This window comes from Lysinibacillus sp. NPDC048646, assembly GCF_050272295.1.
In the GTDB taxonomy this organism is placed as follows: Bacteria; Bacillota; Bacilli; order Bacillales_A; family Planococcaceae; genus Lysinibacillus.
This window is the reverse complement of the sequence record NZ_JBNNLZ010000005.1, coordinates 141,129-165,811: the sequence shown is the minus strand read 5'-3', so window position 1 is coordinate 165,811 and position 24,683 is coordinate 141,129. Positions and strand designations below refer to the sequence as shown.

The 24,683-nt window shown below is 37.6% G+C and carries 31 protein-coding genes; 22 read left to right on the top strand and 9 right to left on the bottom strand.

Annotation, left to right across the window (positions count from 1 at the left end; translation table 11 throughout):
- The first annotated feature begins 7 nt into the window (after positions 1-7).
- Positions 8-517: a DNA-deoxyinosine glycosylase gene (locus ACQKII_RS08490; protein ID WP_427458283.1), complete on the top strand. Its 510-nt coding sequence runs from the start codon at positions 8-10 to the stop codon at positions 515-517.
- 31 nt (positions 518-548) lie between these two features.
- Here ACQKII_RS08490 and ACQKII_RS08485 read toward each other — a convergent pair whose 3' ends face one another.
- The 3 genes from ACQKII_RS08485 to ACQKII_RS08475 all read right to left on the bottom strand — a co-directional run bounded on the left by ACQKII_RS08485 (position 549) and on the right by ACQKII_RS08475 (position 3,035).
- Complete coding sequence (locus ACQKII_RS08485; protein WP_427458281.1) at positions 549-1,346, bottom strand: cytochrome c oxidase assembly protein; 798 nt, start codon at positions 1,344-1,346, stop codon at positions 549-551.
- A gap of 16 nt (positions 1,347-1,362) precedes the next feature.
- Positions 1,363-1,878, bottom strand: coding sequence for a DUF2243 domain-containing protein (locus ACQKII_RS08480; RefSeq protein ID WP_427458368.1), 516 nt, complete (start codon positions 1,876-1,878; stop codon positions 1,363-1,365).
- 293 nt (positions 1,879-2,171) lie between these two features.
- The gene (locus ACQKII_RS08475) at positions 2,172-3,035 is read right to left on the bottom strand and encodes an endo alpha-1,4 polygalactosaminidase (protein ID WP_427458279.1); all 864 of its coding nucleotides are present in this window, start codon (positions 3,033-3,035) and stop codon (positions 2,172-2,174) included.
- A 127-nt stretch (positions 3,036-3,162) separates the two neighbouring features.
- On the opposite strand from ACQKII_RS08475, the gene ACQKII_RS08470 reads away from it, so the two are divergent.
- From ACQKII_RS08470 to ACQKII_RS08460, 3 genes are all read left to right on the top strand, one after another.
- The gene (locus ACQKII_RS08470; protein ID WP_427458277.1) at positions 3,163-3,531 is read left to right on the top strand and encodes a hypothetical protein; all 369 of its coding nucleotides are present in this window, start codon (positions 3,163-3,165) and stop codon (positions 3,529-3,531) included.
- 169 nt (positions 3,532-3,700) lie between these two features.
- The gene (locus tag ACQKII_RS08465) at positions 3,701-3,823 is read left to right on the top strand and encodes a hypothetical protein (RefSeq protein ID WP_427458275.1); all 123 of its coding nucleotides are present in this window, start codon (positions 3,701-3,703) and stop codon (positions 3,821-3,823) included.
- Between the two features lie 68 nt (positions 3,824-3,891).
- Positions 3,892-4,689 (top strand): hypothetical protein, encoded by a 798-nt coding sequence (locus ACQKII_RS08460; RefSeq protein ID WP_427458273.1) that lies wholly within the window; start codon positions 3,892-3,894, stop codon positions 4,687-4,689.
- A 114-nt stretch (positions 4,690-4,803) separates the two neighbouring features.
- Here the strand turns inward: ACQKII_RS08460 and ACQKII_RS08455 are convergent, their stop codons facing one another.
- Positions 4,804-5,295 (bottom strand): SRPBCC domain-containing protein, encoded by a 492-nt coding sequence (locus ACQKII_RS08455; RefSeq protein WP_427458271.1) that lies wholly within the window; start codon positions 5,293-5,295, stop codon positions 4,804-4,806.
- Positions 5,296-5,766: 471 nt separating this feature from the next.
- Here ACQKII_RS08455 and ACQKII_RS08450 point away from each other — a divergent pair, with 471 nt between their 5' ends.
- The 13 genes from ACQKII_RS08450 to ACQKII_RS08390 all read left to right on the top strand — a co-directional run bounded on the left by ACQKII_RS08450 (position 5,767) and on the right by ACQKII_RS08390 (position 15,537).
- Positions 5,767-6,132 (top strand): YybH family protein, encoded by a 366-nt coding sequence (locus ACQKII_RS08450; RefSeq protein WP_427458269.1) that lies wholly within the window; start codon positions 5,767-5,769, stop codon positions 6,130-6,132.
- Positions 6,133-6,221: 89 nt separating this feature from the next.
- Positions 6,222-6,788 (top strand): nucleotidyltransferase family protein, encoded by a 567-nt coding sequence (locus tag ACQKII_RS08445; protein WP_427458267.1) that lies wholly within the window; start codon positions 6,222-6,224, stop codon positions 6,786-6,788.
- Between the two features lie 19 nt (positions 6,789-6,807).
- A complete protein-coding gene (locus tag ACQKII_RS08440) occupies positions 6,808-7,269 on the top strand; it encodes a DinB family protein (RefSeq protein WP_427458265.1) in 462 nt (153 codons plus the stop codon).
- Positions 7,266-8,117 (top strand): helix-turn-helix domain-containing protein, encoded by an 852-nt coding sequence (locus tag ACQKII_RS08435; RefSeq protein ID WP_427458263.1) that lies wholly within the window; start codon positions 7,266-7,268, stop codon positions 8,115-8,117. The genes ACQKII_RS08440 and ACQKII_RS08435 overlap by 4 nt, the downstream gene beginning before the upstream one ends.
- Positions 8,118-8,341: 224 nt before the next feature.
- A complete protein-coding gene (locus ACQKII_RS08430) occupies positions 8,342-9,322 on the top strand; it encodes an ABC transporter substrate-binding protein (RefSeq protein ID WP_427458261.1) in 981 nt (326 codons plus the stop codon).
- A 90-nt stretch (positions 9,323-9,412) separates the two neighbouring features.
- Positions 9,413-10,420: a FecCD family ABC transporter permease gene (locus ACQKII_RS08425; RefSeq protein WP_427458259.1), complete on the top strand. Its 1,008-nt coding sequence runs from the start codon at positions 9,413-9,415 to the stop codon at positions 10,418-10,420.
- Positions 10,413-11,444 carry a FecCD family ABC transporter permease gene (locus ACQKII_RS08420; RefSeq protein ID WP_427458257.1) on the top strand — a complete coding sequence of 344 codons (1,032 nt, stop codon included), beginning with the start codon at positions 10,413-10,415 and terminating at the stop codon, positions 11,442-11,444. Before ACQKII_RS08425 ends, ACQKII_RS08420 begins: the two co-directional genes overlap by 8 nt.
- Before the next feature lie 12 nt (positions 11,445-11,456).
- Positions 11,457-12,263: an ABC transporter ATP-binding protein gene (locus ACQKII_RS08415; RefSeq protein WP_427458255.1), complete on the top strand. Its 807-nt coding sequence runs from the start codon at positions 11,457-11,459 to the stop codon at positions 12,261-12,263.
- Complete coding sequence (locus ACQKII_RS08410) at positions 12,253-13,032, top strand: alpha/beta hydrolase (protein WP_427458253.1); 780 nt, start codon at positions 12,253-12,255, stop codon at positions 13,030-13,032. Before ACQKII_RS08415 ends, ACQKII_RS08410 begins: the two co-directional genes overlap by 11 nt.
- Positions 13,033-13,127: 95 nt before the next feature.
- Positions 13,128-13,619, top strand: coding sequence for a GNAT family N-acetyltransferase (locus ACQKII_RS08405; RefSeq protein WP_427458251.1), 492 nt, complete (start codon positions 13,128-13,130; stop codon positions 13,617-13,619).
- Positions 13,616-14,275: a hypothetical protein gene (locus ACQKII_RS08400; RefSeq protein WP_427458249.1), complete on the top strand. Its 660-nt coding sequence runs from the start codon at positions 13,616-13,618 to the stop codon at positions 14,273-14,275. The genes ACQKII_RS08405 and ACQKII_RS08400 overlap by 4 nt, the downstream gene beginning before the upstream one ends.
- A 163-nt stretch (positions 14,276-14,438) precedes the next feature.
- A complete protein-coding gene (locus ACQKII_RS08395; RefSeq protein WP_427458247.1) occupies positions 14,439-14,912 on the top strand; it encodes a hypothetical protein in 474 nt (157 codons plus the stop codon).
- Positions 14,913-15,024: 112 nt separating this feature from the next.
- The gene (locus ACQKII_RS08390; protein WP_427458245.1) at positions 15,025-15,537 is read left to right on the top strand and encodes a YfiT family bacillithiol transferase; all 513 of its coding nucleotides are present in this window, start codon (positions 15,025-15,027) and stop codon (positions 15,535-15,537) included.
- A gap of 131 nt (positions 15,538-15,668) precedes the next feature.
- Here ACQKII_RS08390 and ACQKII_RS08385 read toward each other — a convergent pair whose 3' ends face one another.
- Positions 15,669-16,310, bottom strand: coding sequence for an exosporium glycoprotein BclB-related protein (locus ACQKII_RS08385; RefSeq protein WP_427458243.1), 642 nt, complete (start codon positions 16,308-16,310; stop codon positions 15,669-15,671).
- 231 nt (positions 16,311-16,541) lie between these two features.
- Entirely contained in the window at positions 16,542-17,714 is a 1,173-nt protein-coding gene (locus ACQKII_RS08380; protein ID WP_427458241.1) for a hypothetical protein, read from the bottom strand.
- A gap of 246 nt (positions 17,715-17,960) precedes the next feature.
- Between ACQKII_RS08380 and ACQKII_RS08375 the strand changes: the two genes are divergently transcribed.
- The 4 genes from ACQKII_RS08375 to ACQKII_RS08360 all read left to right on the top strand — a co-directional run bounded on the left by ACQKII_RS08375 (position 17,961) and on the right by ACQKII_RS08360 (position 20,508).
- On the top strand, positions 17,961-18,599 hold the full coding sequence (locus ACQKII_RS08375; RefSeq protein ID WP_427458239.1) for a hypothetical protein: 639 nt from the start codon (positions 17,961-17,963) through the stop codon (positions 18,597-18,599).
- A gap of 187 nt (positions 18,600-18,786) precedes the next feature.
- Entirely contained in the window at positions 18,787-19,362 is a 576-nt protein-coding gene (locus ACQKII_RS08370) for a hypothetical protein (protein ID WP_427458237.1), read from the top strand.
- Entirely contained in the window at positions 19,355-19,648 is a 294-nt protein-coding gene (locus tag ACQKII_RS08365) for a hypothetical protein (protein WP_427458235.1), read from the top strand. Before ACQKII_RS08370 ends, ACQKII_RS08365 begins: the two co-directional genes overlap by 8 nt.
- A gap of 14 nt (positions 19,649-19,662) precedes the next feature.
- Positions 19,663-20,508 carry a hypothetical protein gene (locus tag ACQKII_RS08360; RefSeq protein ID WP_427458234.1) on the top strand — a complete coding sequence of 282 codons (846 nt, stop codon included), beginning with the start codon at positions 19,663-19,665 and terminating at the stop codon, positions 20,506-20,508.
- A gap of 434 nt (positions 20,509-20,942) precedes the next feature.
- On the opposite strand, the gene rpmG is transcribed toward ACQKII_RS08360, so the two are convergent.
- Complete coding sequence (gene rpmG / locus ACQKII_RS08355) at positions 20,943-21,092, bottom strand: 50S ribosomal protein L33 (protein WP_427458232.1); 150 nt, start codon at positions 21,090-21,092, stop codon at positions 20,943-20,945.
- Between the two features lie 174 nt (positions 21,093-21,266).
- On the opposite strand from rpmG, the gene ACQKII_RS08350 reads away from it, so the two are divergent.
- A complete protein-coding gene (locus ACQKII_RS08350) occupies positions 21,267-22,457 on the top strand; it encodes a GTP-binding protein (protein ID WP_427458366.1) in 1,191 nt (396 codons plus the stop codon).
- A gap of 405 nt (positions 22,458-22,862) precedes the next feature.
- On the opposite strand, the gene ACQKII_RS08345 is transcribed toward ACQKII_RS08350, so the two are convergent.
- On the bottom strand, positions 22,863-23,411 hold the full coding sequence (locus ACQKII_RS08345; RefSeq protein WP_427458230.1) for an isoprenylcysteine carboxyl methyltransferase family protein: 549 nt from the start codon (positions 23,409-23,411) through the stop codon (positions 22,863-22,865).
- 1 nt (position 23,412) lies between these two features.
- Positions 23,413-24,495, bottom strand: a complete 1,083-nt coding sequence (locus ACQKII_RS08340; RefSeq protein ID WP_427458228.1) for a type III polyketide synthase — start codon at positions 24,493-24,495, stop codon at positions 23,413-23,415.
- Positions 24,496-24,683: the final 188 nt, after the last annotated feature.

Here is a 24,683-nt window from a genome sequence, read left to right as displayed (position 1 = left end):
GACTATCATGATGGCTGAACTGAAAAATATATTGCCACCAGTAATTGATCTATCAACGAAAGTACTAATTGTCGGATCAATGCCAGGAAAGCAATCACTAGAGAAACAACAATACTATGGCAACGCGCGTAATCATTTTTGGCCAATTATTGGGGAAATCTTGGGTCAAGAGATACCGGAGAATTATACCAAGAGACTTCAATTGCTACTGGAAAACCATATTGGTCTTTGGGATACAATCGAATCTTGTGAGCGCGAAGGAAGCTTAGATGCCGCCATACGAAATGAAAAACCAAATGATTTTAAAACACTTTTTGAGCGCTACCCTGATATTCAACTCGTTCTTTTTAATGGTTCAAAGGCTTTCGAGGTATTTAAAAAGCATATTGGGTTCGAAATATTATCTAATCGTCAATATCAGAAAATGCCATCTACCAGTCCTATACCTGGCAAAAATATTAAATCTTTTGAGGAAAAGCTAGCGGATTGGCGTGTGATGCAATCTTACCTGTCTTAGTATAAGTATGTAATGCCTGAAGGGATTTGTTTTATCTAGGTGCAACAGCCTTCGGGTGAAGAGGTTTGCGACTACTTTTAAACCATTGGTAAAAAAGCAAAAAAACAAACCCAATTTCGATGGCATCTCCACCGTAATACATAATCATTGCACCTAGTTCTGCCTGTTCGATAGAAACATTGCTAGGCGGATAAGCATAAATACGTTTAGATAAAATGGAATGAGCTGCTAACGCTAATAATAAAATAATAGAGCGATAAATAAAGGATGATTGGTGCGGAGTTGGATCTATATAAATAAATGCAATCGTAAACAAATAACCTGCTAAAAAAATATGAATGTGAATAAAAATAAATAAAAATGTGCTTTCGTGCATCATTGTAAAAAGTGGTGTCGTATAGAGCAACCATAATCCACCGACATTTAGAATAGATGCAAAAACAGGGTTGCGAAGAACGTGAAAAGATTTTCTTCGAAGTAAAAGTGAGAGGGTACGAGCCATGTTCACGGGAATTGATCTTAATAGTAGGGTCATAGGTGCTGCTAGAGCAATTACAAGAGGAGCAAGCATACCTAATAATAGATGCCCAATCATATGAGCTGAAAAACTAGTATGAGTATGCTCAGCAAATGGGCCAATTAATGTTACAATGGCGCATACATGTCCAAGAACCCAAAAAAAGGTGCGGTACAAAGGCCAGCGTTTCTTATGCCGATTTGAAAGAAATACGGCAAAAATATATATAAATAGTGAGATAACAAATGGCACGGCTAACATAAGCTGAACAATGATAGAGATACTTTGTGAGTGATGATCATGTACATGCAATGGACAAAGAACCTCCTTATTGTTTTGCTGAATTATTTGTTTGTAAAAGTAAGACAATGCCAATTAAAATCAGAATAGCAGCTAGTACATTCCAAACTACATCATATGGAAGAATGTTGACATTATAGCGAATCTGATGAAAATTCATTAGTTTATGCTGAATAATACCATCATATAGTTGAAAAGCGCCTGCCCCTATGAATATTCCGCTTAACCATCGCTTCACCCAAAATCCATGTTTTCGATGGAGATCCGCAAGTAAAAAAGCAGACCCGATTGTAGCAAAAAAACTAAAGGCATGAAATAAGCCATCTGACACTAATCCAATATTAGCGGTGGATTTATCATAAAAATGATGCCAATGCAATAATTGATGGAAGATTACCTCGTCTATAAATGCCACTACGCCAAGACCAAATAATAAGCCTGTCCATAGATTACGTTGCCCATAGTCATAACGATTTTCATGTTTAAGATTTTTTTCTGCATTGATATTAGAAATGGTCAATGGATTCACCTCATGTAGGAACATTTTACCCGCATTAACGGTCAGTAAGCTGCCCGCCTCCAGTTGAAAGATGACAACGAGTACACGAGGAGGAGGGCGATCAACTGACCGTAAAAGCTCGATTGCTTCAACTAACAATCAGTGGGGATGAAGAACCCCCACTATTGAAGTTGCACTTTATTAGTTTACCCATGAGATTTTTCATTAAACAATCTAAACGTAACAATTAGTTCTAAGTATAGGCAATTATATTTGCTCGTAATTTACATCAAAAAACGTTCACAGTTTATGAGCGGGGGATTATGAAAACTTATTTGTTATTGCCAACTATTGTAATAAGAGCCTGCAGGGTTATAAAAGAATTTAAAATGATGCTTTTCTGCTAAGGCACGACTCTGCGTTTCATCGTTAAATCCGATAGTCATGACTTGTGTACCGAACTTTTCTCGTAGTTGTATTAATTGCTTCATCTTTTCCAGCGACCAGTCATCCTCTCCGACTACTTTGTATGAAAAATTTTCCCACATGACAAAGTCGATATAGGGTGCTGTGTAATCTGCTAGTGTTTGAAAGCCCCAGTTTTGGGCAATCGACAAGCCATTAAATTGTTGTTTGATTTTTTTGATGAAGGTTAGCATCGCTTCATTTTGTTGCACTTGTTCTTTGGGAGGCAAAAAGGAATCTATATTGCCGACAGTATCTAAAAATACCCCATCTAAGCCTTTATCAACAATTTGCTTTTGAATCTCTTCTAGTAAAAGATTCTGATAGTGCGAGGAAGTCATATCCATTAAGTAAGAATCCCACTCAGCAAAATACATCTTCTCGCCATATTCATCTGTGTAAAAATCGATTTCTTGTAATTGGTTATAAAGTGTCTCGTTCCATGTATCTGCTTCCATTGCATTAATATAACCAAAAATTAATGTTCCATGTTCTTGAGCAGCTTCGATATATGGCTGTTGCATTTCAATTGGTTCGACTATAACCAGATCCATTTTCTGCATCTCTTTGCCAATTGTTTTATTTCCTTTGTCCAAATAATATTTATAGTCTTCTACGGCTGCTAGTTTCTCCTTAATCGTTGTGGATGTATTTGGTAGTTGTTTGGCATTGTTGTTTAACAGTAACCCGATAGTTAAGAATAAGACAGTTAAAATAATTATGTATATTTTACGCATTAGATCTCCTTTTTAAGTAAATTTGACTTTGATTATACAGCATTCTAGGTCAGGGAGGAGTAGGCTATTGCTCAAACGGTCTTTCGCCTTTTACATATAGTGAAATATGTAAAGGGAGGGGTTTGTATTGTATTTCAATCCGAATAATCAAATTGGGGATAATTTCAGACGTCCGGGCTGGAATGGCGCTGATTATTTCGAATCATCACAGTTTGGACCGCCAAATTTTGGACCACCGCCAGCGGGACAAATGCCAATGGGTTCACCACCTGGATTTTCACCACCAATTCCAGCTTGGCGGGTAGGCTCTAGTGGTATACGTTCTTGCTTATTTACATTTACGTATATATGGATGAATAGTGGAAGAAGCTTTTGGTTTTTCCCAACTGCTGTTGGTAGAGAATTTGTTGCAGGGTTTCGCTGGAGTAGAAGATATGGCTGGCAATTCCGTACCATCATAAGAAATAATATTCGATCATTTGAGTGCTTTAGATAAAATAAAAAACTTCAAGAGCTGTGTATAGATAAAATACACAGCCTTTTTATATGGATAAAAGAATACGGAAAATATAACAGTAATAGCCACAGAATATGTAAAATGATACGGTGGGTTTACACCTGCGCATTGGACGGCACCAATTGGTAATATGAGTATGGGGGAACGAGTGAAGTGTAAACTAATGGCCTATATTTTAGAGGAAAAGAACGTTCTTATTTTAAAGGATTATGCGATGCTTGATCGAAAGTTTAACGCGCTTACAAAACATATAAATGAGCTCTCAAATTAACGTTTAAGAGATCATGGGATAGGGAAAAAATATATAAGCTAAACTCTAATTAAGAGGGGGTGTCTAACATGACGAAGAGATTGTTTTTTACGTTATTATTACTTAGTGCAAGCATAGTAAGCGCATGTACGGACAATGATGACAATACAAAAACACCGAATAACCAACAACAAGTAAATCAGCCAAATGACAATTCGCATGGTACCTTTGAAACAAAACCTGAAGAAACGGTATCTACTATCACGCAGGCAGAGGCTCTTAAAAATGTAAAGGAACAGCTAGAGACTGATTTAGCAGTTGTCTTGCCAAAAGAGCTTCCTGTAACAGAAGGTACCTTTTTAACGGCAACAACAAAGGTCAAAGAGAAACAGGTGGAAATTGTATTTTTCGAAAGCGAAACGTATATGCCAATCAATGATATAAAACTCAAAAATTCAACCGAGGCGACTGTTATTGCAAAACTGCTGGTAACGCAATATGACAGCGTAGCACAAGCAAATGAGCAAATTGCCTTTGAGGAATACAGTCAAAATGGTGGGCAGCAAGTTGATCTTGGATTTAATATGAAAGGCTATCAGGATGCAGGTGCTGGCTCTTTATGGACCGGCTGGAATGAGGGAAGATGGGCATTAGCGACACATACAAGAACAGACAATCCGGAAGCAGGTGTGAAGCTTGCTAAGCAGGCAGTACAGTTTTTAGAAACACATACGCTTCCAATTCCAAACCAAAACGGTTTTGCGCATCTAGATGTTTATAAATCTGGAAATTTAATTGTCTGGCAGGACGGCAAGCGGGTCTATACACTTGATTCCATCAAGGAGCCAATGGAGGCACTTGCCATTGCTACAGCTTTTCACCATTAATAAAAACTACTGTGTCAATGAAACTAAGATGTCATATTAAATAAAATATGGCACTTCGGCAAAACGAGGACCTAGAGCATGATCTCTGCTCTAGGAGTATTTTTCGTAATATGCTTAAATTTTTTCAACGTCACCCACAAGCTGCTTATACTCTGTAAACCATTTTTTCCATTCTTCCATTGGAAATTCTTCATGTACAGTTCCATTTAATAAGTCCGAAAGCAGGTCTAAGCATATATGCCAGCCAGCCAAATCTTTAGGTGTGTGCTCAGTTAGCTCACCAATTGATTCAAGTAATACTAATAGGGAACCGCTGCTAGTGGAGGAGAGTTCAAATCTTACTGTATCTGTGCCCCAATCAATTTCTAGTATTTCCTTCTCAGCATAGTCGGTAATTGTTATTTCCTTGTAAGCATCTGTTCCATCATTCATATTAAAATGGAACTTGCCGTTTTTCCGTAGATCAATGATTTCTAAATTGCTCATCCATTTTTGCAGATTTCCATTTTCTGTTAATAAGCCCCAAACAGCATTAACTGGATGTGGCAGTAGACGGTTAAATTTTACGATATAGCTATTTTGTTGTTTTTGAATAGTAGCTAGCATCGGTATCCTCCTTTTTATATCTGCTTTTCTATAATACATAAGTGTTCCTGAACTTATACATGCAATTAAGCAAGCGAAAAACCCCTTTGATACAAATTACATTCCTCATTACAGATTGTATAATAAAAGTTCAAGGTTTAGTGCCAGGCAACTCCTATTTCCACTGTCTTATTCCTTGTTTCAAAAACTTTTTGATCAAATTCATGCCGAATTTACAATAGCCCTTTGAGGAATAATTGGGGTGCAGATTAGCAGAGGTTTTTCGTTTATTGGAATGCGAATAAGTCAGCCGACATGGTTTTCGATACTAAAGTTCTTTCTTTTAGTTACAAGTAATGAATATAATAAAACAATTGCCAAAAAACGAGATAATCCATATTTTTCAATCACATTGTGTTTACTTTTAAGTTACTAAATAAATTTTTTCCGTTACATTAATACATGAATATTCCACTATTTTTATTAGGAGAGATGCTTAAGTCATTTAAAAAAGCTCTGGAACGCTATATTGAAGCAACGAATTCACATGATTTCAATAACGTAAAAGAAATAGTACATCCTGAAGCCGTTTATTGGTTTACTGATAAAACCTGCACAACTATCGAAGAAATTGGCGCTTATTTCAATCATGCATGGGATCTAATAAAAGATGAAGTTTATAGTGTTACGAATGTTCAATGGCTTACAGTTGATGAAACTGCTGCTACCTGTATATATACATACCACTACGAAGGTTATTATAATGGGAAATTTATATCTGGTAGCGGAAGAGCAACAAATATTTTTACTATAGTGAATAATGAGTGGAAGTTAATTCATGAACATTTAAGCAGTTAGCGAGGAAATATTGCGAATGGAAAATAACAGAGTATCAGTGTAAGGCAATAAAGTATATAGTTACTTTTCTAGCTGAAAGGTTTGATGGTATGGGACGCTTAAAAACAGAGGGTGACTTAGAAAAACTAATCAAGACAGATATCTGGATGATGGAGATTTTAAAAACAGTGCAGAAGTTACAATTACCTGATTGTTGGGTATGTGCAGGGTTTGTGCGTTCTAAAGTGTGGGATACTCTTCATGAATATAACAGTAGAACACCAATAGCCGATATTGATGTTATTTATTTTGATCCATGGACAGTCTCTGAGACGATTGAAAAACAATATGAACAACAATTGCGAAAATGTTTACCAAATGAGCCCTGGTCTGTGAAAAATCAAGCAAGGATGCATTTGATAAATAATAGTAAACCATATCAATCTTCTACAGATGGCATTGCGCATTTTCCAGAAACACCAACAGCTATTGGCATAAGGTTAAATAATGATTTACTCGAAATTACTGCGCCTTATGGAATCAATCATTTAGTCGCTGGAATTGTCTCTCCTACACCATACTTTCAAAAAGATGAGCGAATGTATGAGATCTATAAACAAAGGATACACAATAAACAGTGGAAATCGATCTGGCCGCAGTTAAAGATCTTTGACTGAAGTGGAGGTGCAAAAGCGTTTGAACCAAGATAAAAAGCAAATACTCGCACAATACGAAAAATCGATGACATGGGTGGGGAGCTTGGCGAATGTAACAGAAGAACAGTGGCGAACACCAATAGAAGTTGGAAAATGGTCGGTTGCAGAGGTTATTGGACATCTTATCCCATGGGATGAATTTGTGGTAAGTAAACGTATTCCGTTTCTATTTACAGAGGACAGCCTGCCAAAGGCACCGAATATACAGGAAATGAACGCAAATGCTGCAAATAGTAGTCGCTTACAAAGTAAGGAAGAAACGATAGGGAAGTTTTTGAATGGTAGACGTCAACTTATAGATGCGCTTCATCATCTAACAGATGAACAATGGCAGCAAAGCTTTCATATTGGTGATTCTGAACTTACACTTTTTCGTTATTTTTCAGGCTTGGTGGAACATGATTTGCATCATTTTTTACAGATTGAGAAGGTGCTAAAGTGAAAGTAAATGGAATGGAAATAACGGTTAACCAGATAATTGATTACTATGCGCATGCATCTGTAACTTTTTTAGATGTTTTTACAAATAAAATGGAACCAGGGAGCCAGGATGTGGGTCGAACAACAGCTCCTGGAAAGTGTGGATTAGTCGTCCCCCTCGCTGGATGTGCTAATTTTAGTTTCAATGGCACTACTTATACGATGGAGCCTGGAATGGTGGTACACGCGGGTCCTCAAATGCCAATAGAAATTAACGTGATTGGTGAAAAAATATGGGAGTACGCGGTCATCCATTATTATGTTACGCCAGAGGTAAGAGCACTTTTCCCGCTTACTCAACAGCATTTCTTAATAAATACTGGGGATAATACAAAGATTATTAGTTTCGTACAGCAACTTATAGAAAGCTATTCAATGCTAGGTAGTATGGCAACATTCAAAACAAAGACGTTATTTATGAATCTAGTGGAAGCTATTCTTGTTTCGGCAAAATTGAAGGTTTTAGATACAGCTAGTGAAAAGATGGAACAGGTTTTACAATACATACACAAAAACCATGCTAAACAACTTTCGATAACGAAGATAGCGGAGGAATTTGGTGTGGAGCGTCGTCGATTTGCTGATTTATTTGAACAGCATACAGGTATGAATCCAAGTAGCTATTTAACGGAGTATCGTATAAGAAGAGCAAAGGAATTATTGCGATCTTGCGATAGTACAATCGCGGAAATAGCAGAATGTGTAGGCTATGTAGATTGTTTTTACTTTAGTCGGGTATTTAAAAAATGTACGGGTATGTCCCCGACAATATATCGAAAGATGATGAATGAGGAAGCTATATATGTATAAGTGAGTTGTTTCTTGTATAAGAGAAACAGCTCTTATTTTAATTAAAATAGGCAAAAATCCATGTGATAAATAAATATGTCCATTCACAGCTGTTTTTCTCTTTGTTAAAATAGCATCCATAAATGATAATGAATATCAATTAAATATGTAAATACTATTGACTTTTAATTGAAAATGATTATCATTATCAATATAGATACTGAAATGATTAGGAGAGAATAAATATGAATAAATATTTCAAAATGTGTGCACCTGCACTTTTAGCTTTATCACTTGCAGCATGTGGTTCAGAAAAAGCAGAAGAGACTACACCTGCAACGAACTCAGCGGTAGAATCAAGTACTACAGAAGCTCAAGAACAGGCTGCAACTCAGAAAATTACATATCTCGGTGAGACATATGAATTACCAGCTAAGGTCAATAACATTGTAGCAGCGAGCTTAGAGTCAATGGAGGACGCAGCAATGCTTGGCATTAAACCTGTCGGTGTGCTTGAAATTGCTGGGCAAGTCCCATCATACCTTGCTACAGATTTTGCAGATGCTAAACTTATAGGTACCAAAATGGAGCCGAATGCAGAGGCAATTTTAGCACTTGATCCAGACGTGATTATTGGAACATCAAAATTCCCTGAAGAAACGGCTGAAAAGCTGAAAAAAATCCAAACAATGATTCCTTATTCACATATTTCAATAAACTGGAAGGAAAACTTAACAGTACTTGCACAGCTTGCTGGTAAAGAGACTGAGGCAGAAAAAATTATTGCAGACTATGAAGCAAAAGTGGCTGATTCACAAGTGAAATCGAAAGAGCAATTAGCAGAAAAATCAGTGTTAATCATTCGTGTACGTGGCGGCGTGATGTATATCTACCCTGCAGGAGTGTACTTAAACCCAATACTATATGAAGATTTAGGGGCGCCAGTACCAGAGATTGTAAACACAGCAAAAGCCCAGGCTGAACTTTCGCTTGAAACATTAGCGGAGGTAAATCCAGATGCTATCTTCTTACAATTTGAGCAATCTGAAAATACAGATGCACCAAAAGCGTTAGAAGAGCTACAAAAGAACCCCATTTTTGCAAGCTTAAAGGCATCTCAAAACGATGAAATTTTTGTTAATGCGATTGAGCCATTAGCGCAAGGTGGTACTACCTGGTCTAACGTTAAATTTTTAGATGTTGCAGCGGAAAAATTACTTAAATAGTTTAAATAGGCTGGTAGTAGATTTGGTGGTGTCACCGGGCTATTATCAGCCTTTTGTAAGATAGAGTTCAAATAGAAAAAGGTGTGGAAGTTGAAAAAAACAAATATTGTGTCATTTGCTATATTAGCAGCTACCCCATTCCTGATTACGATTGTGGCATTAATTTCTATTATGTATGGTACAAAAGATATTAGTGCATTAACGGTGTGGCAGGCGATTATAGCTTTTGACCCTTCGAATGTCGATCACCAGATTATTCGTACAGGACGTATTCCTCGGATTGCCGCGGTATTACTAGTGGGCGCATTTTTGGCAGTAGCTGGCGCTGTTATGCAAGGTATTACACGGAATTATCTGGCGTCCCCCTCATTGATGGGCGTTAATGATGGTTCTGCATTTGTGATCACGTTAGCAATCGTATTTTTTCCAGGACTCCCAAATTATCAAATGATTTTACTTTCTATGCTTGGTTCGGCATTAGGTGCAGGTATAGTGTTTGGTTTTGGCTCCCTCATTCGAAATGGGCTATCACCCGTAAGGCTTGCCATTATAGGAACGGTAATTGGTACATTCTTGAGCAGTATTGCTACAGCAATTGCAATGTATTTCCAAGTGTCGCAAACAGTAAGTGTTTGGTATAACACAAAGGTACATACCGTAGACATTGATATGCTTCTACTAGCCATTCCATTTGGATTAGTCGGTTTAGTTCTTGCTTTATTATCAGCAAGAGCTATCACCATAACTTCATTAGGTGAAGATATTGCCTTAGGTCTCGGACAAAAAACGAAAGTAGTAAAAATTATTAGCATGTTAGCTGTTGTGTGCTTAACAGGGACGGCGGTGGCACTTGTCGGAAAAATAGCCTTTGTAGGGCTAGTAATACCCCATATTACACGTTTCCTTGTCGGTGTAGATTACCGCTTTATAATTCCTTGTGCAGCAGCAATAGGTGCATTTTTCTTGGCGCTCTGTGATGTACTCAGTCGTTATGTTAATTACCCAATGGAAACGCCAATCGGGATATTAACAGCAATAGTTGGTGTTCCATTCTTCTTATATTTAATTCGTAAGCACGGCGGTGAAAAACATGCGTAAAAATACCTCACGTGTATTTGTATTAACAATCTCTTTACTAATTTTATTTATATTAGGTGCTAGTTATCTACATATTACAAATGGTGTCTTTGATATGTCTGTCATCGATGTAGTGAAAACATTGCTACGTATTGAACCGAACCCTAAATTTGATTTAGTTATTTTTGAATTCCGCTTACCTCGTATTGTTATTGCAGCACTGGTTGGTGTTGGGCTAGGGATGGCAGGGGTAGTGTTACAAGGCATTACTCGTAATGGCTTAGCGGATCCTGGGATTTTAGGGATTAATGCTGGGGCTGGTGCAGCCGTTGTCATATTCATGTTTTTCTTCCAACTGAATATTGTTACAGCGGATATGAGTAGCTGGTTATCAATTTTAATGATGCCTATGTTCGGCTTTGTAGGAGGTGCGATGGCAGCTGCACTTATTTTTTCATTTGCACTTAAAAATGGTCACTTAGATATGCAACGACTAATTTTAACAGGTATTGCCATTAACAGTGGCTTTGGGGCATTGACGTTGTTTTTATCATTGAAAATGAATGCGCAGGATTATGAATCTGCCGCTGTTTGGATGGCTGGCTCGATTTATAATGCTAACTGGATTTTTGTTACCGCTATGCTGCCGTGGCTGATAATACTAGGTTTTTATGTCTATAGAAAGTCGTATTTACTGGATTATTTTCAACTTGAAGAAGATAGTATCACCAGCTTAGGCATTGCGGTAGAAAAAGAGAAAATCAAACTGTTATTAGCGAGTGTCGGCTTAGTGAGTGCGTGTGTGTCCGTATCAGGTAGTATTGGCTTTATCGGTTTAATGGCTCCGCATATAGCGAAACAGCTGGTCGGTATTCAGCATCGTTATGTAATGCCAGCAAGTGCACTGATTGGCGCATGTTTGCTTGTTATCGCAGACTTTATCGGAAAAACGGTATTTGCACCATCTGAATTAGCGGTTGGCATTGTCGTATCCATTATAGGTATTCCGTATTTCTTATATTTATTAGTGAAATCAAAGGCATAGGAGGAAATAGCAATGCAAACTGCATTTCGTATGGAAAATTTATCGTCTGGCTATGAGCAGGTTCGTGTGTTTGAAGGCTTAAATTTATCGATTGAAGAAGGAAAAGTAACAACAATCATTGGGCCGAATGGTTGCGGTAAATCAACGCTATTGAAAACAATTGGACGGATATTAAAGAAACAGCAGGGGACTGTCTATTTACAGGAGCAAAATATGCAAAATTTATCGTCAAAGGATATAGCCAAAAAGCTTGCTATTTTATCGCAAACGCCTGTTGCGCCTGGACAGTTAAAAGTGGAGGAACTTGTTGCCTATGGCCGTTATCCACATCGCAACAATGTCAATCGCTTAACGAAGAAAGATGAAGAAATGATTGAGTGGTCGCTATCTGTCACAAATACGCTTGATTTCCGTAATCGTGAGCTGGCCCAGCTTTCAGGTGGCCAACGCCAACGTGTGTGGTTAGCTATGGCATTAGCACAAGAAACAAGTATTTTGTTATTAGACGAGCCAACGACCTATTTAGATATGGCCCATCAATTAGAGGTGCTAGACATTGTAAAAAACCTGAACGAACAGCATGGTTGTACAATTATAATGGTTTTGCATGACATCAATCATGCCGCTCGATACTCAGATCATTTAATAGCCATGCGTCAGGGTGTTGTCATCGAGATGGGTACACCTAATGAAATTTTATGTGCGGATGTCATGCGTAAGGTCTTTCATATTAATGCACGTATCATGGAAGATCCAGCAACGAAAACACCTGTGTGCTATGGTTACGATATTTTGAAGGAGCAAACAAATGAGCATTGAAAAATTAGAGGAAACACCTGATTATTCGAGCCATCAAATTAGTTCGAAGTTCACAGATTATACGTATACAGTGAATGTTTTTGTGCCTCAGGGGCCGGTACCAGATGAGGGCTTCCCTATCTATTATGTGTTAGATGGTTCATCCTATTTTCAGTTAGTAAAAGAAGCGGTACGTTTGCAAAGTCGCAATGCAGCAAAGACGGGCGTGATACCAGCGATTGTTGTCGGAATTGGACATGGCGAAGATATGCATGAACGACGTTTTTATGACTTTACTGCACATGAAGCAGCATATGTCTACCCAGCAAGATTTAAAGGGAAGGGCTATGACAAGCATGGTGGAGCACAGGACTTTACTAGATTTCTAGAAGAGGAATTAAAGCCGAGTATTCAGGCGGAATTCCAGGTAGATGGACAACAACAAACACTGTTCGGCCATTCATTAGCGGGCTATTATGTACTGTGGCAATTATTTTATGAGCATTCAAGTTTCCAGCGTTATATAGCGATCAGCCCATCGATTTGGTGGAATAATCATGAATTATTAGCGAACGCGGCTTTGTTTATGAAAGAGCAAGCGGTAGTAAATGAAAAATTATTTATCGGAGTAGGAGAGCTGGAGACCTTTATGGTAGATGATGCTCAACAAATTTTCAGTGATTTAAAGAATAGGTTGGATATTGATTTTTATGAAGCATTAGATGAAAATCATGCATCGATTGTCCCGACTGTCATGAGTAGAGCCATACGTTTTGTGAACAAAAATTAAAAAGAGTGACCGCACTATCTATTGATAATGCGGTTTATTTATGTTTAAATATACATAAAATTGAATATTCAGTCACGGAGGGGTGTGTGAAAATAATGGAGATAGTACTAGCAGAAGTAAAGGATGCTCCGATTATTCATGAGGTGATGTTACAGGCGTTTAAAGAGTATGAACATGCAATACCGCCTTCAAGTGCATTAAATGAAACGGTAGCTTCTATTGAACAGGCGCTAAAATGTGGAGAGAGAGCATTTATTGGCTATATAAAGGAGCAGGCAGTTGCGATGGTGCGATTATTTACAGTGAATAATACAGGGATTTATTTCTTTAGACTGTCTGTTATACCAGAAAAACAGGGACTTGGATTAGCAAAGGCATTAATCGTCGGGCTGGAAAAGTATGGACGTTCACAAAGAAAAAGTATAAGTGAGTGTAAAGTACGGATGAGTGTACCACGAAATATTGAGCTATATCATTCACTAGGCTATGTTATTACAAAAGAAGAAGTTGTGAAAAATCGTAACGGCATCGCCATTCCCGTCGTGACAATGGTAAAGGTTCTTTCCGAGGAGGGGGATATAACTTGAAGAAAAGATTAGGCTGTTTGCATGCCCATCATTCGAATATTGACTACATAGAGCAGGCCTTTAGCAACTTTGAAGAGGTGGAACTTGTACATTTTGTTGACCCAGGGCTTATGCAATGTGTGAACCAAGGTGCTGAAGGATTGTCTCTTAAGGTCAAAGAGCAATTGGAGTGGATAGCGGGTTGCGATGTTGATGGTATTTTAATAACATGTACGAATTACATTGCGCTAATGAAGGATGAACAGTTATCATTATCAATCCCTATTATTAAAATTGATGAGCCTTATTTTGAAACCATTTGTGAGGACGAGCATCGTCAAACGATACTTTTTACAAATCCCGCGACTGTAGAGGGCACGATGAAACGGCTTCAGCAGTTTGCCAAGCAGCATGAAAAGGCAATAAATGTTGAAGCAAAAGTAATCGATGATACGTTTGAATTAATTATGCAGGGGAAGAAGGATGCATATAATAAGGCAATCTTACAATTTCTCCATGAAACAGGGAGTGAACAGCAGCAGCCACTATCTGTGGCACAACTATCGATGGTAGAAGCCGTCCAGCAATTTGAAAAAGAAACGGCAACAATAATTTCACATCCCTTACAAGCTTTAATTCGTACAGTTTTAAAACAATTAAAAATAACAAAAGTCTAAATAAATGCAGATTTAAGGAAAATTGTATGCGAGGATAGACTCTATAATTCAGCTAATTGTGTGGTGACTTCCCACACTCTAAAATAAAAATACTTTGTAACAATATCCTTAAATAAATCGTTTCATAAAGAAATAATCATGACTAGGGATGGGGAGTGATGCAATGAGGCGATTCCTTATTTTATGCGGTATCTTGTTAGTTGTTGTAGGTTGTGTGAAAAATGAAGGAACGATCGTTTTACCAGAGGATATCCCTGATTTTGTGCAACTAAGTGATGTTGAAACTATCAATTGGCATAATAAGGCTGTTGAATTTGGCGATAGGGGCATCATCGGAAATGAAAATAAATCTGGTGTCATTGGTGGTGGATTAACGACCTATAAATGGATGTGGCATCTATGGGGCATTGAAAATATCCGTGATACGAAGTTAACGATTGTCGGATTTCATAAAGAGTCCTCAACTGTACAGCCAATTTTAGTGGATGGTTGGACAATAGGGCTAGGCGGTCCAAATAATGGTGCAGATGCGCATACGCCTTCGGGAGTAATAATCCCTGAGCCAGGTGAATGGGCCATATTGCTTTATGTGAATGAAAAATTATTCGATACGTTGGTTTATGAAATCAATGAGTAAATGTGGCACATTAGATTTAATAAATATTCGTCAAGGCAATAAAAGCCTTTGGCAAGAATTCTTATAAATTGGTAGTATATTGAATAAGAAAATAGAAATGGAGGAGAGCTAAATGATCGATTTACAATATCCAATTGGACAATTTCGATTTCCAGAAGTCACTACAACACAGCAAGTAAGGGGATGGATAGAGGACATCCGCCTTTTGCCAAGGCAACTTGCTGAAACACTGAGTGGTGCAAGTGAACAATCATTAGCGAAATCCTACCGTGACAATGGCTGGACTGTATCACAGCTGGTCCATCATATTGCGGATAGCCATATGAATAGCTATATTCGCTTTAAGTTAGCTTTAACTGAAGATACACCGACGATTAAGCCCTACAATGAAGAAGATTGGGCACAACTACCAGATTCTGAAATGCCGGTAGCGACTTCCTATAAAATGATTGAAAGTTTGCATGAGCGTTGGGTTTATTTACTGACAAGTTTAACAGAAGTACAATTACAACGAGCATTTAACCATCCAGATTCAGGGTTGACGACACTTGAAAAAGCGATTGCATTATATGCATGGCATGGAAAGCACCATCTTGCCCATATTCAACATGCTTTAGCGAAATAGAATGTTTATGGAATACGAAATAGGCGATTTCTTGAGAAGAAGTCGCCTACTTTTTTGTTGTTAAATACAAGATTATAGTTAAAAGATTAGTTATGTGTATCACATATTTCGTAGTATGGTCGAACTAGTTGTTATGCAATAGTAATACCTGCGCTTGCAGTTCCAGTTAATGTTTGAACAAGTGTAACACCAGAAGTAATCATTGAGAAAACCATTAATAAACGGTCTCCTGTTACTACCGGAACTGGTGCGACGTTTGTCGAAGCGAATGCTGTTTGACCTATAACTATTGGAGCAACAAAGGATGGTGCTAAGTTTACAGTTGCACCTGTAGCTGTGAATAGAGTACTTCCAGCAGGAGCACGGTAGACTGTTGCAGTTACTGTTGTTGTGCCAGCAAACACGGCAAGAGCAACTGTTGCAGTAAATGAAGCAGAAATAGCTGTAATATTACCTGGTCGGGGAACAGAAAAAGCTTCTGTTACAACACCTGATAAATCAATAGTATTTCCTAAAATTGTAACACCAGGAACAGCAGAGCCGAATCCGATTAAAACAGGTGTGTTAATTAAGCCTGTAGCTAATGATACTAAAAGAACAGGTGTGACACCAGAAGAGAAAGGAATGATTGAGCCAGTATTCACTAGAGGTGGTGGAACAATACATGCAGCATCAATCGCTACAAACGGCCCAAGTGAACTACACTGGTTATTACAATTACAACTAGATGAGCAACCACAACCACCATTGTTCATAAAATTATTTGTACACATTTTTACACCCCCTTTCCTCATTATTCTATTCATCTAAGGCTGGGGGGTAAGGGCAATTATCTACATCGCGGCTTCTATATTTGAAAAAAGTATTATTCAAGAAGGCTCCTGTCAGTTAGTTAGTTCTTTAAACAAGCACAAAAAGTCCAATATGTACTTTTGTACATATCGGACGGTTTTAAAAATTTAATGTGGAATTCAATTTTATGGCTTACACATCACAACTTTTAATTAACTCCATTTTTTAAAGAAATTGAAAAATGAATTCTTTTCTTTTTTATTTTCCTCTACAGTCGACTCTTTTATAAGTTCAGGTTGCTTGTTTTTCTCTTCAAGTGGTATATGAGTTTCATCGCCTTCCTCTGATTTAGTTTCAAAAATTTCAAGTTCATCTGTTGCTTTAGTAGAAGAATTAAGAGAATAGCCAGGTTCATTAAGCATTTCAGCGTGTATATCCTTGCCAGGTTCATTCACTCTTTCAGCATTTACGTGATCATGGTCGACGGATTCATTAACCTTTTGAGAAATTCCATGGTTGTCAGGCTCAACTACTTTTTTAGAATCCACATAATCGACAGGGTTATTTATTATTTCACTTTCTACATCAACATCATTGACTGGTTCATTAACAATAGAAGAGTTTAAGGCATTATGATCGACGGATTCATTTGTAGCAGGTGACACCATATTAGGATCATAAACACTAACTGGAATCTCCTGTGCGTCAGTAGCTTTTTTAAAATGGAAGGTGGATTCTACGGTGGTATTTCTATAAAGGCCATTATATATTTGGCTTGGATGGGTATTTATCGATTGAAAATATTGTTGATTAAAATGACGTTCTTCGGGTTTATTTTCCTGTATGTCATTGTGAGCAGAAGGTATTCCATTGTTTGCATTTAATTGCATATTTGTCGCTTTTCCTGCCAAACTCTGCAGCAATTTATAAGATGGCTGTTTTGATGTAATAGTGGATTGATCTGCTGTTTGTGTGATTCTAGGATGCCTTTGTGAAGTGTTAGTTGTAGTATTGGGAGTTGTTTCAATGTCAGGTAAAGCTGTGGAAGCGTCCTTAACTTCAATCGTTAGTAATCTGTTTATAACCGTAAAAATGTCCTGATTCATTTCTTCAATGGTTTGATTCAGAGATTCGATTTGTGTCGAAAGCATGTTTATTCGGTCCTCATATCCCTTGGTGTGTGAATTTTGCCTATCATCTAATGTTTCTGTTAGCCCCTCCAAATTTACGATTTGCGTTTTTAGTCCATCAAACTCGTTTTTCATAAATAGGAAATCTTCAATTGACGACCCCATTTTTAATGAAGTTAACGTTTCTCTATAACTGTCGATTTTCTGTTTTAATGTTTCAATTTCTTGAGTAGAGTGCAATTTAGAATCTTCCATTGCATGTCACCCCTTTCAGTCCTTTAATATTTTATTAAAAATATTGTTATTCTGTTACAAATATACCGGTTCTTTTCAACATTTTAGTTCCTCTTTAAGAGGAGGTTTTTGTAAGTGAAAATGATACACGCTGATATTTGTGACTTTTAATAAATATCATGTAGAACTATTAATTAGCCCATGCACTTTTAGCTAGAATACATATGCTACAAACGAAAGATAAAAATTTATGGAGGTGTCAAAAGGATGCAAGAAAATATGCTATCCCACGATCGAGAATTAATTTGTATAAATGTCGATAAGGTATTTGACTGGATTGTAAAAGAAATGTCATTTGATATTTCTCCTACTGGACCAATTACTTTCCCAGGCGTAACACCAACAACAGTTTTGACGGGGGCAACAGTTACATGTAGAGTAATTCCAGCAGCTACAAATCCAATTGTTATCTTGAACCGTGAGAATCGCCAATTCTCCATTGATGGATCAACAGTATGTCTTCAACATTTAAACATTCAAAAGAATTTTATTCTTACAATCGTTGTTACTTTACCAACGGGTACTGTTTTCACAAGCACAGATATCCCAGTTTCACGCTGTGAGCAAGTTACATTATGTGCACCAAAAGGAACAGATGTAGAAATTTTATTTACAGATTTAGATTGCTTCGTGTGTACAACTGGAACACTTACAGCTGGAGAGGGTACAATTACGTTTTCAGCGTTAACAATTACTGTATCTGTTTGTCAAAGTATCCAGTCTACATTCCCAGTTACTGTTGAATTCTTAGCAACTTTCTGCGAACCAAGAGCAGATTTACCATTCTCATGTCCAACTGCAGTTCGTCCAAAGCAATGCTCTCTTATTTTCCCAAATGGCGGTTAATGGTGCTAACAGATAACTAAAAGTCATATCTTGAAGAGAGGATAATCCTCTCTTTTTTTATTGTTAGGAAAGTGCTGTCGATTCCCTTGGGCAAAATGCTAAGGGGTACATTTTTGGGTCACTGTCACAACGAAGCGCTTTAATGCAATTGTTCATTGTTTACATAATACAAGTGGGGGGCAGTAAAATGAGGACTGGCAGGAATGATGTAGAACAAAAGATAAATGAACTTAAAGGACAAACGGAATCATACGTCAATGAAATGAAAAAGATGCTGGAGGGGTTCATTCATTCTGACAGTGTAAACATAATCGGATATTTCACTTCCTCGCTCAATATTTCCTATGATCCTGAACAGGAGAGCTTATGTTTGGGTTCCTTTCATATACGAAACATTGGCAATCAGTCTCTGACAAATCCATATTTATGTATAAAGCTACCTGAAGATTCTCCTTTTTCCTTCTCTGGGCGCTATGTTTATGAGCATTTCAAACAGAATTTAAAGGGGCCGACAAGTTGGGAACGAATAAATGATAGATCGAGCAATGAGGAATTTTGGCTTAAACCATTAGGAAAAACATCGATTGAACCTGATGAAACTATTTCATTTACAAACTTTCAGATTAAATGGTCACATAATTTATCTTACTCAGGAACGATCATGGGATTTGCCTATTGTGACCAGCTGAAAGAGGGGGTTGCTGTATTAAACCCTATCAACCTTAATGGCATAACTCTTATACAGGAGGATGAAAATGAGTGAGTTAGATGAGCAAGGTGTTGGAATGGAGCACATTCGCCAATTTATGAAGGCACAACTGAATAAATTACCAGAGAATAGCAAAGAGAAAGATAATAGTTTTGCATTTCTAGAAAAAAGTACACTGAATTTACTGATAGCCTATCTGTTATCGGGAGAAAGTCGTGGAAAGAGTGAAATAGTAGATGAAGAATTCGAATTATGGGTTTTAAAGCAGCTTGATGCAATCATGGACGCTAACAAAAAGCAATTTGAAGAAATAATCGATTTTCTTAAAGACATTTCATGATAGGAGGTACCAAGGTGGATAATGAGAGCGTTAGAAATAACGACCCTATTCAGCTACAACAAATGATTATTTTTTTAAGAGCGGAATTAGCCAAATATAAAAGTGAAGTGGAAAGACTGAGAGATAGCGATTATTATTCACTAGTACTTCGATTAGAACGAGAGAATGTACAATTAACAAATCGAGAAAAAGAGCTTACGCTGGAGCTTATCAAGTTAAAGAGAGAACTAGAAAAAGAATCAAAGGATTATCAAGAAGACATTCAGGTAAGGGAAAATCAAAGAAAGAAACATATATCTTCAATTGAGGCTTTATTGAAAGATCAAAATGATTTGCACGCGGAAAATGAACAATTAATGGAAGCACTAAAGGCCACAGAGGACGAATTGATTGCAATTAAAGGAGAGAGCCAGGAGCTAATGGTGGCAGATAATAAGTCTGTTATCGAAAATCTCGAAAATAAGCTCATTGATTTTACGAAAGAAACAAGCAAACAAATGGAGAGTATTATTGAGGAGTTGGGAATAACTCGTAGAGAACTGAGTGGTTCTGATAACATCAATAAGTTTTTAGTAAAAGAAATAGAAGAAAAAACAAGTGAAAATGAAAAACTGTTGAACGAAATAGCTAATTTAAAAGATTACAGTGAACATCTTTTAAAGAGTGATTCTACCCTTTCAAGTGAGAAAACTATTCTAAATTCTCAAACTTTTTCAGACTTAGATGCCCAAGTAAAAAAAATATTGGACCAATCTATGGGATTCGAAGGGCAGTTAGATGCTAAATTACGTATTCTAGATGACTTAGAACAGAAGTTGAATCAGCTTGCTATTGAAATAGAAGTTAATAGAAGCAATTAACTGTCAAATGGATTAGGTTAAGGAGGAAAATCTATTACGATAATTTTTGCACAACGATTAGGCTGATTCAAAAGGAGTTACACTTTTGAATCAGCCATTTTTTATCCCACTTTAACGATTAGTAAGACACCCACCTCAAGTTGAAAGATGACAACGAGGTGGTCGATCAACTGATTGTAAAAGTCCGATTGGTTCGGGGCAACAGATGTTTTATGTGCGAAAGCGCAGCGGCAGCGACAGGATGTTGGTCACACAAGCTTTTTCACAGGATGTGAAGGTTTTAGCTTGTGTTCCTCTATTTAATGTGGGGATGAAGAAAACCCTCGCTGATTGAAGTTTCACGGGTAATAATATTCTTCCTTTAAAGCCGTTTGATTGGTAAACTAAGCACTCGTAAATATTGGTATAACTGATTTGAGGTACTTTATTTCACTTTATTTTGTTTCTCTGTGTAAGGTAACTCTTTTCACACGGGATGAATACTTTTTGAGTTCTAATCGCTCGGGGTTATTGCGCTTGTTTTTTGTAGTGATATAGTTTTTATCCCCTGTTTCTGTACAGGCTAATGTGATTTGGACACGCATAAAAACACCTCCTTTTAAATGGTAATAATTACGCTTTATAAGATATTATTTTTACTTTCATTTGTCAAATACTTGTTTCCTTAACATATTAGATGTTGCACTTTAGTATTCTTTGTGCTTTAATTACAAAATACAAATAGTAATCATTACGATTTAAGAGAGGTTTGAAAGATGATAAAAAAAATACCAGTTACAGTTTTAAGTGGTTATTTAGGTTCAGGTAAGACTACTATGATGAATCATGTGTTACAAAATGAGCAAAATATGCGTGTGGCAGTTATCGTCAATGATATGAGCGAAATCAATATTGATGCTGAATTAATTGCGAATGGTAGCGGCATTTCACGCACAGAAGAAAAATTTGTAGAGCTATCAAATGGTTGTATTTGCTGTACGTTACGTGAGGATTTACTACAGGAGGTAGAGCGTCTTGCAAGGCTCGGGAATATTGACTATATTTTGATAGAATCTACAGGCATTAGTGAGCCGATTCCAGTTGCACAAACATTCAGCTACATGGACGAGGAACTTGATATTGATCTCACAAAGTTTTGTCAGCTCGATACGATGGTGACTGTAGTGGATGCAAACCGTTTCTGGCATGATTTTCAATCAGGAGAGAGTTTGCTAGAGCGTAAGGAAGCGGTAGGTGAATTAGATGAGCGGGATGTTGCGGATTTACTGATTGATCAAATTGAGTTTTGTGACGTCCTTGTCCTGAACAAATGTGATTTAGTGTCAGAGGAGGAGCTTGAAAGATTAGAAAGAATTCTACGAGCATTACAACCAGAAGCCAAATTAATTCGGACAAAAAATGGTGTCATAGAGCCAAAAGAAATTTTAAATACAGGACGTTTTAACTTCGAACGTGTTTCAGAATCTGCTGGTTGGTTAAAGGAATTAGAGCTTGGTCATGAAAACCATACACCAGAGACGGAGGAGTACGGCATCACTTCGTTCACCTATCAGCGTAGAATGCCATTTCATCCATTGCGTTTTGTGGAATGGTGTGACAATATGCCAACCTCCATTGTTCGTGCCAAAGGAATTATTTGGAGCGCAAAACATCAAGAAGTGGCATTATTACTGTCACAGGCTGGTTCATCTGCAAACATCGAGCCTGTTTCATATTGGGTAGCAGCTTTACCTAAAGCACAGCAGCAGGATGTCTTTTTACAAAGCCCAGAAGTATTGAAGGATTGGGATACGGTATATGGTGATCGATTGACACAACTTGTCATTATCGGCATTGATTTAGATAAAGAGGCCATTATACAAGAGCTCGATGCTTGTCTATTGTCTGATGAGGAATTTAATGAACCATGGGAGAATTTAAAAGATCCATTCAATTGGGAATGGAGTTAGAGGAATCAAATAGCAAGTGGCTCCGTGCTCTAAAAGAATGAGTACTTTCAAGTTCGCTACAATCTCTGTGTTAGCTTAACAAGCAAATGCTATAGCCTAATACTTTCTTTTGCTGAAAAATTCATTGAATGGTATTCATAGAAAAGAGAAGAGGCTGGAACAAAAGAGAAAAAGTGTTAGATTGACTGATGTCGATCTAACACTTTTTTGCTGTAACCGTTGATGTCCGCTACGGCGGACGCTTTCCGGGGGCGTCACGCTAATCCCCCAGGAGCCACCGCCTTCGCTACCATCAACTAGTGCACTCTTCTAAATTTTATTTATTCAAAAAGGAAGAACGTCTAAATTTTTCTTCATTTTAGATAGCAAAAATTTAATAACGCCCATGCTCCTCTTTCTTAAAATTTAAAGTTTTGTCCCAACCTCTTCCTTTTTAAATATCTTGTTATAGTTTGTTGCTTCACGCAATGCCTTTTCCTCTATTGGAATGCGTACAGAGAGCATTGTAATATTTAAAAGCGTAAAGCAAAATGCCGTAAAGTAAGCTTGAAACATCAGAGGTAGCAAAAGAATTTCCAAGCAAACAACAGCATAATTAGGATGGCGCATAAATGTATATGGCCCCTTTCGGACAACTTCTGCGCCAGGCAAGATAATAATTTTTGTATTCCAAAAAGGACCTAATGAATGAATACACCAAATACGCAGTGCTTGCACGGCAATAAATAGTAAAAAAAATAAGGGGAATAAGGCCGGGAGACTACTGTTATCCGTACTTACTTCAATAATTAAAAACAGAAAAAAGCTGACATGCATGGTCACCATATATGGATAATGCGAAGTTCCCACTTCATACGCGCCATGTGAAAGCATCCACTTTTCATTACGTCGCGCTATAGAGACTTCTGTCAATCTTTGTAGGATGACAAGAATCAGGATAATGTAAAAAAACATGCTACTCCCTCCATTTAAGTAATACAGCTTCCGCACAGAAGCCGGGGCCGAGAGCGACGAGCAAACCAACATCATCTACTTGACCTTCGTTTAACATAAATTGTTCTAATACGTACAACACAGTAGGGGATGACATATTTCCATGACGTCGTAATATTTCTCGAGAAATGTCGGTTTTTCGTGCCGCAAGATACAGAGTGTCCTCATAGGCTTTTAACACTTTTTTACCTCCGGGATGAGCAATGAAATGATCAAGCTGTTCACTGTATAACTGTTGTTCTACTAAAAATTGTTCGATGAATGGGCCAAGCCAATTCATAATAATAGAAGGAATACTCTTCTGGAAAACGACATGAAGGCCATTGTTTTTAATATTCCAGCCCATTACATTTTCGGAATCTGCCATCCATTTAGAGCCAGTAGTGAGTATGGAAGGCGTCGACTTTCTTGTAGGTATTGTCACGTCTTCTCCACAAACGAGAATACATGCGGCACCATCGGCAAATAGAGAGGCGCCTATTAAATTACTTTTTGAAAAATCATTTGGCTGAAAGGTTAAGCTGCATAGTTCGACACAAACAACAAGTACTTTTGCTTGAGGATGTGCCTTGCAAAAATCGGAGGCACGACTGACACCAGCTGCTCCTCCAGCGCAACCAAGTCCCCATAGTGGTATCCGTTTGAGCCTGTCTGAAAAGGAAAGTTGGTTCATAACCCGAGCATCAATACTTGGCGTTGAAATGCCCGTACTACTAACGAAAATAATGGCGTCAATATCCTCAGGAGAAATTGGTGTATCTAAGAAGGCTTCGTTTTGTAGACATGCTTGTATGACGTCGACGCTGTATTGTGTGGCTAGTTCAATATATAAGTTATTACGTTCTTCAAAAGTATGCTCAGTACGATGCCATTCAGCTGGTACACAGAAATGGCGAGTCTCAATACCACCGCTTTCAAAGACTTTTAAGTAACGTTCTAATCGTGGGATTTTTTTATAAAAAAGCTCTTTTGTAAGCTCCTCAGCATTTGCCTGATGTAATGTGTACGGTGGTTGATATGTACTGATAGAAACGATTTTCGACAATTCAACAGCTCCTTTGCAAAGTGGTCTTAGTCATTGTATGCAAGGGAGGAGTGGTTACATGCTTGATAATTTGGATTTGACAATTTTAAAAAATTTCGATATATTGGAAACAATTAAATGGAAGTAGGTGATGTGACATGATGAATAGATCTGTTTTTAATGGACTGCAATTCGGTTTGTTCAATTTC

What these genes read in the sequence shown, in the direction of transcription:
- ACQKII_RS08420 (WP_427458257.1), top strand. Translation starts at nt 10,413, where the DNA reads ATGCGTAAAAATACCTCACGTGTATTTGTATTAACAATCTCTTTACTA.
- rpmG (WP_427458232.1), bottom strand. Translation starts at nt 21,092, where the DNA reads ATGCGTGTCCAAATCACATTAGCCTGTACAGAAACAGGGGATAAAAAC.
- ACQKII_RS08380 (WP_427458241.1), bottom strand. Translation starts at nt 17,714, where the DNA reads ATGGAAGATTCTAAATTGCACTCTACTCAAGAAATTGAAACATTAAAA.
- ACQKII_RS08430 (WP_427458261.1), top strand. Translation starts at nt 8,342, where the DNA reads ATGAATAAATATTTCAAAATGTGTGCACCTGCACTTTTAGCTTTATCA.
- ACQKII_RS08390 (WP_427458245.1), top strand. Translation starts at nt 15,025, where the DNA reads ATGATCGATTTACAATATCCAATTGGACAATTTCGATTTCCAGAAGTC.
- ACQKII_RS08405 (WP_427458251.1), top strand. Translation starts at nt 13,128, where the DNA reads ATGGAGATAGTACTAGCAGAAGTAAAGGATGCTCCGATTATTCATGAG.
- ACQKII_RS08375 (WP_427458239.1), top strand. Translation starts at nt 17,961, where the DNA reads ATGCAAGAAAATATGCTATCCCACGATCGAGAATTAATTTGTATAAAT.
- ACQKII_RS08455 (WP_427458271.1), bottom strand. Translation starts at nt 5,295, where the DNA reads ATGCTAGCTACTATTCAAAAACAACAAAATAGCTATATCGTAAAATTT.
- ACQKII_RS08450 (WP_427458269.1), top strand. Translation starts at nt 5,767, where the DNA reads ATGCTTAAGTCATTTAAAAAAGCTCTGGAACGCTATATTGAAGCAACG.
- ACQKII_RS08365 (WP_427458235.1), top strand. Translation starts at nt 19,355, where the DNA reads ATGAGTGAGTTAGATGAGCAAGGTGTTGGAATGGAGCACATTCGCCAA.
- ACQKII_RS08445 (WP_427458267.1), top strand. Translation starts at nt 6,222, where the DNA reads ATGGGACGCTTAAAAACAGAGGGTGACTTAGAAAAACTAATCAAGACA.
- ACQKII_RS08410 (WP_427458253.1), top strand. Translation starts at nt 12,253, where the DNA reads ATGAGCATTGAAAAATTAGAGGAAACACCTGATTATTCGAGCCATCAA.
- ACQKII_RS08460 (WP_427458273.1), top strand. Translation starts at nt 3,892, where the DNA reads ATGACGAAGAGATTGTTTTTTACGTTATTATTACTTAGTGCAAGCATA.
- ACQKII_RS08395 (WP_427458247.1), top strand. Translation starts at nt 14,439, where the DNA reads ATGAGGCGATTCCTTATTTTATGCGGTATCTTGTTAGTTGTTGTAGGT.
- ACQKII_RS08415 (WP_427458255.1), top strand. Translation starts at nt 11,457, where the DNA reads ATGCAAACTGCATTTCGTATGGAAAATTTATCGTCTGGCTATGAGCAG.
- ACQKII_RS08475 (WP_427458279.1), bottom strand. Translation starts at nt 3,035, where the DNA reads ATGCGTAAAATATACATAATTATTTTAACTGTCTTATTCTTAACTATC.
- ACQKII_RS08370 (WP_427458237.1), top strand. Translation starts at nt 18,787, where the DNA reads ATGAGGACTGGCAGGAATGATGTAGAACAAAAGATAAATGAACTTAAA.
- ACQKII_RS08345 (WP_427458230.1), bottom strand. Translation starts at nt 23,411, where the DNA reads ATGTTTTTTTACATTATCCTGATTCTTGTCATCCTACAAAGATTGACA.
- ACQKII_RS08385 (WP_427458243.1), bottom strand. Translation starts at nt 16,310, where the DNA reads ATGTGTACAAATAATTTTATGAACAATGGTGGTTGTGGTTGCTCATCT.
- ACQKII_RS08480 (WP_427458368.1), bottom strand. Translation starts at nt 1,878, where the DNA reads ATGTTCCTACATGAGGTGAATCCATTGACCATTTCTAATATCAATGCA.
- ACQKII_RS08490 (WP_427458283.1), top strand. Translation starts at nt 8, where the DNA reads ATGATGGCTGAACTGAAAAATATATTGCCACCAGTAATTGATCTATCA.